The organism is Streptomyces sp. NPDC026417 (genome assembly GCF_055567695.1).
Genome location: NZ_JBVHPY010000028.1, coordinates 40,043 through 45,354, shown reverse-complemented (window position 1 = coordinate 45,354; position 5,312 = coordinate 40,043). Strand labels below are relative to the sequence as shown.

Here is a 5,312-nt window from a genome sequence, read left to right as displayed (position 1 = left end):
TATACCCTCCCCGAGCTGAGGGGGGCTCCCGCCAGAAGCTGCCAACGCTTTTCTTTCTCCTTCCCCCCCGCGTGTTGGTTGTGCGCCTCCCCCCCCCCCCCCCCCCCCCCCCCCCCCCCCGACCGTTCCCCGGTATCTCCCCCGCCGCGGACCGGTGTCCGCGACCCGGCCGTGCGGCGGCCACCTCCGTGACCTGCGGCGGGGCCGGGCCGTGCACCGTCCGGACCCTTACCGGTGGCCGGGCGCACCGACCCGGCCCAGATTTGGGTGAGTGCCCGTCAGTGTCCCCCAGGAGAGGGTTTCTTATCGTGCGTGTCCAGTCGCTGACGTTGGCCGCGGCCGGCGCCGCCCTGCTCGCCCCCACCACGCTTCCCGCGAAACCCGCGGCGCCCGTCCCCGTCGCCGCGGGACCGGAACGGCCCCGGTTGCGCGAGGCGGACCGCGACGGGGGCGTCCGCGCCCGTGACCTGCTGGCGGCGGTGCGCGACTGCGCCCCGGTCTCGCGGGGCCGCTACCGCAGCGACGACGGTGCCCCCGCGGACATCCCCGTCTGCGGCAAGCGGGGGGCCGTGTTCTGGAAGGCGGACCTCGACATCGACTGCGACGGACGGCCCGGCCCCCGCTGCAACGGGCGCACCGACCCGCTCTTCTCGTCCATGACGGCCTTTCAGCAGTCCGACGGGCGCTACTTGAGTGCCGAGACCCTGCCGTACATCGTCGTGCCGTCGCCCGGCCCGGTCTGGAACCACCGCGACCACGGAGTCGGCGGCGGCTCCGTCGCCGCCGTCATCTACCGGGACCGGGTGCAGTACGCGGTCGTCGGCGACGTCGGCCCCGGGGACATCATCGGCGAGGCGTCGTACGCCGCCGCCCGGGGCCTCGGCATCCGCACCGATCCGCGCGGCGGCGGCGCGCCCTCGGGCGTCACCTACCTCGTGTTCAAGAACTCCACCGTGTCCCCGATCGAGAACCACCGGGTGACGGCGGCCCAAGGGGAGGCCCTGGCACGGAAGTTCCTCGGCGGCGACCGGGGGTGAGCCGCCGCCGCGGGGTCACTCCTTCCGGTACGCGTACGCCTCGGCCGCCGCGGCCTGCACCGCGGCCAGGTCCCCGCCCGCCGAGGCGGTGACGACCGCGGCGACCGCGCCCTCGACGAACGGGGCGTCGACCAGTCGCGTGTCCGGCGGCAGCTCGTCGCCCTCCGCCAGCAGCGCCTTCACGGTGAGGACCGCACTGCCCAGGTCCATGAGGACGGCGACCCCGGCACCCCGGTCCACGGCCGCCGCCGCGGCCGAGATCAGTTCGGCACTCGTGCCCAGACCGCCGTCCACGGTGCCGCCGGCCGGCGCCACCGGGGCGGTCGTGCCACCGCCCGCCAGCCCCGCCGCCAGCTCGGCGACCGAGGCGGCGACGGCGGCACTGTGCGACACGAGAACGATGCCCACCAGCTTGTCGTCACTCACCGGACGCCTCCACGAGAGCCTCGATCAGCAGGGCCGAGGACGTGGCGCCCGGGTCCTGGTGCCCGATGCTGCGTTCGCCCAGATAGCTGGCCCGGCCCTTGCGCGCCTGCAACGGCGTGGTGGCCTCGGCGCCCTCCGCGGCGGCCGTCGCGGCCGCCGCGAAGGACTGTTCGAGCGCGTCCACGGCCGGCACCAGGGCGTCGATCATGGTCTTGTCGCCGGGCGCGGCTCCGCCCAGCGTCATCACCGCGTCCACGCCCGTGCGCAGTGCCTCCGTGAGCTGCTCCTCGGAGACCTCGGCGGCGTCCCCGAGGGCCTTGCCCGTACGGCGCAGCAGGGTGCCGTACAACGGGCCGGACGCACCGCCCACCGTCGATATCAGCTGCCGGCCGGCGAGCGTCAGGACGGTGCCGGGCGTGTCGGGCGCCTCCTTGTCCAGCGTGGCCACCACGGCGGTGAAGCCGCGCTGCAGGTTGCTGCCGTGGTCGGCGTCGCCGATGGGTGAGTCCAGCGCGGTGAGCCGGTCGGCCTCGCGGTCCACGGAGGCGGCGGTCGCCGCCATCCAACGTCGGAAGAAGTCGGCGTCGAGCACAGGATCTCCTTGCGTGGTACGGACGTTGACCGGATCGGGCCGCTTCAGCTGCCCCAGCGCAGGCCCGGCGTCTTCACCGGTGCGTCCCACAGCCGCAGCAGCTCCTCGTCCACCTGGCACAGGGTCACCGACGCGCCGGCCATGTCGAGCGAGGTGACGTAGTTGCCGACCAGCGTCCGTGCCACGGCGACACCACGTTCGGTCAGCACCCGCTGCACCTCCGCGTTGAAGCCGTACAGCTCCAGCAGCGGAGTGGCACCCATGCCGTTGACCAGGACCAGGACCGGATTGCGCGGGTCGAGGTCCTCGAGGATCGCGTGCACGGAGAAGTCCGCGATCTCCCGGGAGGTCATCATTGCGCGCCGCTCCCGGCCCGGCTCGCCGTGGATGCCGACACCCAGTTCCAGTTCACCGGCCGGGAGGTCGAAGGTGGGGCTGCCCTTGGCGGGCGTCGTGCACGCGGAGAGCGCCACGCCGAAACTGCGGGAGCTCTCGTTGACCTGGCGGGCGAGTGCCTCCACCCGCTCCAGCGGTGCGCCCTCCTCGGCGGCCGCCCCGGCGATCTTCTCGACGAAGAGCGTCGCGCCGGTGCCGCGCCGGCCGGCCGTGTAGAGACTGTCCGTGACGGCGACGTCGTCGTTGACGAGGACCTTGGCGACCCGGATGCCCTCGTCCTCGGCGAGCTCCGCCGCCATGTCGAAGTTCAGCACGTCGCCCGTGTAGTTCTTCACGATGAACAGCACGCCCGCGCCGCTGTCCACCGCTGCCGCGGCCCGCACCATCTGATCCGGTACCGGCGAGGTGAAGACCTCGCCCGGACAGGCGGCCGACAGCATGCCCGGACCCACGAATCCGCCGTGCAGCGGTTCGTGCCCCGAGCCGCCGCCGGAGATGAGCCCGACCTTGCCGGCCACCGGGGCGTCGCTCCGGACGATCACGCGGTTCTCCACGTCGACCGTCAGCTCCGGATGGGCGGCCGCCATGCCCCGCAGGGCGTCCGCGACCACTGTTTCCGCCACGTTGATGAGCATCTTCATGGGTACCTCCTGATGAGATCAGCCTCTTGCAGTATCGGCGTTCAGGAGGCCCCGGTCACGTGCGGCGGAGATCCGGGTGCTTCGGGCCGGGGTCGCGGTGGGCGGCCACCGCTCCCGGAAAGGGACGGCGAAGCCCCGGCGGGCCGGGTCCGCGGGCCCCGGAGGGCGGCACGTCCCGGCCCGCCGGGGCGGGGGAGTGGGCTCAGCCCAGCTTCTTCAGCAGCTCGGCGGCGAGGGGGGCGGACGAGGCCGGGTTCTGGCCGGTGACCAGATTGCGGTCGACGACCACGTGCGGGGCCCAGGGCTCGCCCTCCTGGAAGTCCGCACCCGCCTCGACGAGGCGGTCCTGGAGCAGCCACTTCGCCTTGTCGGCGAGGCCGGCCTGGGTCTCCTCGGCGTTGGTGAAGCCGGTCAGGCGGTAGCCCGCGAACGGGTTGCCGCCGTCCTCCCGCCGCGCCGCGAGCAGTGCGGCAGGACCGTGGCAGACCACGCCGAGCGGCTTGCCCGAGGTGAGGGCGAGGGTCAGAAGCCGGCCGGAAGCGGTGTCGACCGCGAGGTCCTCCATCGGGCCGTGGCCGCCGGGGTAGAAGACGGCCGCGTAGTCGTCGAGCCGCACGTCCTCCAGCCGGATCGGCTGCCGGAACGCGTCGGTCGACGCCAGAACTCCGGCGATCCGGTCGGCGTTCTCCTGGCCGCCGTTCACCTCGGGTGCGAGACTCGCCCGGTCCACGGTCGGTACGACACCGCCGGGCGTGGCGACCACGACCTCGTGGCCCGCGGCCCCGAAGGCCTCGTACGGGGCCACCGCCTCCTCGGCCCAGAAGCCGCTCGGGTGCTTGCTGCCGTCCGCCAGCGTCCAGTGGTCGGCGCCGGTCATCACAAAAAGAATCTTCGACATGCTGCGAAGGTAGGCGTGCGGGACCATAGGTGACCAATAGGCGCGTCACTCGGAGCCATAGGGCATCCAATGGATCTCGGGGAATGGTTCCCTTGCCGTCACCGGGAGCGGTGCGGCGGCAGGGGATGCGCTCAGGAACGCCCGCGGGCCGCGGCCCTTTGCTCCAGGACGCGCAGGGCCCGCTCGGCCCATGCGATGTTCTCCCGCTCGAACGACCGGCCCCGCATCAGCGTGAGGTACGGACCGACGCGCTCGGCACCGGCCAGGTACTCCTCCTCGCTGCGGCCGTCGAGGAGACGGGCCCGCAGCCGGTCGTAGCGGTCCAGCTTCGCGCGGGCCCACTGCAGCCGCTCCGTGACGGCCGCGCGCACGGACTCGCAGTCGCCCTCGTCGACCGCGTGGACCTTGACCAGGAGTTCGTCGCGGATGGCCGTGGGCCGGGGAGGGGCCGCCGTGAAGTCGTGCAGAGCGCGGCGGCCCGCGTCGGTGAGCGAGAACATCCGCTTGTCGGGCCGGCGCTCCTGGCGGACGAGCCGGGCCTGGATCAGGCCCTCCTCCGCCATGCGGTCGAGTTCCCGGTAGAGCTGCTGGGGAGTCGCCATCCAGAAGTTGGCGATCGCCGCGTCGAAACCCTTGGCCAGGTCGTACCCCGACGCCTCGCCGTCCAGGAGCGCGGCCAGGACCGCGTTGCGCAATGCCATGCGCCCAAGGCTAGATGCCGCTCGCCTCCGCGAGTAATCTCCTCCACACCTATTCAATTAATTGACTATGAGAGGTGGGGTCGCGATGCACCCCTTCCGCAAGGCCGTGGAGGCCGACGACCACGCCGCCGTCGAGGGGCTCCTCGCCGAGAACGTGGTGTTCACCAGTCCCGTCGTCTTCAAGCCGTACACCGGCAGGGCCATCACGGCGGCCATCGTGCGCGGCGTCTCGCGCGTCTTCACCAACTTCCACTACGTGCGCGAGATCGCCGACGCCGGAGGCAGGGACCACGCGCTGGTCTTCCGGGCGAAGGTGGGCGACAAGGAGATCGAGGGCTGCGACTTCCTGCACGTCGACGAGGACGGGAAGATCGACGACTTCACGGTGATGGTCCGCCCGCTCTCGGCGGCCCAGGCGCTCCAGACGGCGATGGCCGCGCAGTTCGAGCAGATCTCGCGGGAGGCGCTCGACCGGGCGGACGGGTAGGGGAGCGGGGGGGGGGGGGCCCCCCCCCCCCCAGGGCCCCCCCCCCCCCCCCCCCCCCACGCCCCCCCCCCACCACCCCCCCCCCAAACCGCGCCAGGCCCGCCCCACCCCCCCCACCCCCCCCCCATGTCTCC

7 protein-coding genes are annotated in these 5,312 nt (G+C 73.1%); 2 read left to right on the top strand and 5 right to left on the bottom strand.

Annotated features, from left to right (window positions below; translation table 11 throughout):
* Positions 1–308 precede the first annotated feature (308 nt).
* Entirely contained in the window at positions 309–1,037 is a 729-nt protein-coding gene (locus ACZ4NT_RS33055; RefSeq protein ID WP_467728733.1) for a glycoside hydrolase family 75 protein, read from the top strand.
* A 15-nt stretch (positions 1,038–1,052) separates the two neighbouring features.
* Here ACZ4NT_RS33055 and ACZ4NT_RS33050 read toward each other — a convergent pair whose 3' ends face one another.
* The 5 genes from ACZ4NT_RS33050 to ACZ4NT_RS33030 form a co-directional block, all read right to left on the bottom strand.
* Positions 1,053–1,463, bottom strand: coding sequence for a PTS-dependent dihydroxyacetone kinase phosphotransferase subunit DhaM (locus ACZ4NT_RS33050; protein WP_467728731.1), 411 nt, complete (start codon positions 1,461–1,463; stop codon positions 1,053–1,055).
* Entirely contained in the window at positions 1,456–2,055 is a 600-nt protein-coding gene (gene dhaL, locus ACZ4NT_RS33045) for a dihydroxyacetone kinase subunit DhaL (RefSeq protein ID WP_121408270.1), read from the bottom strand. The genes ACZ4NT_RS33050 and dhaL overlap by 8 nt, the downstream gene beginning before the upstream one ends.
* Positions 2,056–2,099: 44 nt before the next feature.
* On the bottom strand, positions 2,100–3,092 hold the full coding sequence (dhaK, locus tag ACZ4NT_RS33040; protein WP_121408269.1) for a dihydroxyacetone kinase subunit DhaK: 993 nt from the start codon (positions 3,090–3,092) through the stop codon (positions 2,100–2,102).
* Between the two features lie 202 nt (positions 3,093–3,294).
* On the bottom strand, positions 3,295–3,990 hold the full coding sequence (locus ACZ4NT_RS33035) for a type 1 glutamine amidotransferase domain-containing protein (RefSeq protein WP_467728729.1): 696 nt from the start codon (positions 3,988–3,990) through the stop codon (positions 3,295–3,297).
* Between the two features lie 131 nt (positions 3,991–4,121).
* Entirely contained in the window at positions 4,122–4,691 is a 570-nt protein-coding gene (locus ACZ4NT_RS33030; RefSeq protein WP_121408268.1) for a PadR family transcriptional regulator, read from the bottom strand.
* 85 nt (positions 4,692–4,776) lie between these two features.
* On the opposite strand from ACZ4NT_RS33030, the gene ACZ4NT_RS33025 reads away from it, so the two are divergent.
* On the top strand, positions 4,777–5,178 hold the full coding sequence (locus tag ACZ4NT_RS33025; protein ID WP_467728727.1) for a nuclear transport factor 2 family protein: 402 nt from the start codon (positions 4,777–4,779) through the stop codon (positions 5,176–5,178).
* Positions 5,179–5,312: the final 134 nt, after the last annotated feature.

Bases quoted from the DNA above. Each gene is read 5' to 3' on its own strand.
- dhaK (WP_121408269.1), bottom strand. From the start codon at position 3,092: ATGAAGATGCTCATCAACGTGGCGGAAACAGTGGTCGCGGACGCCCTG.
- ACZ4NT_RS33035 (WP_467728729.1), bottom strand. From the start codon at position 3,990: ATGTCGAAGATTCTTTTTGTGATGACCGGCGCCGACCACTGGACGCTG.
- ACZ4NT_RS33030 (WP_121408268.1), bottom strand. From the start codon at position 4,691: ATGGCATTGCGCAACGCGGTCCTGGCCGCGCTCCTGGACGGCGAGGCG.
- ACZ4NT_RS33025 (WP_467728727.1), top strand. From the start codon at position 4,777: ATGCACCCCTTCCGCAAGGCCGTGGAGGCCGACGACCACGCCGCCGTC.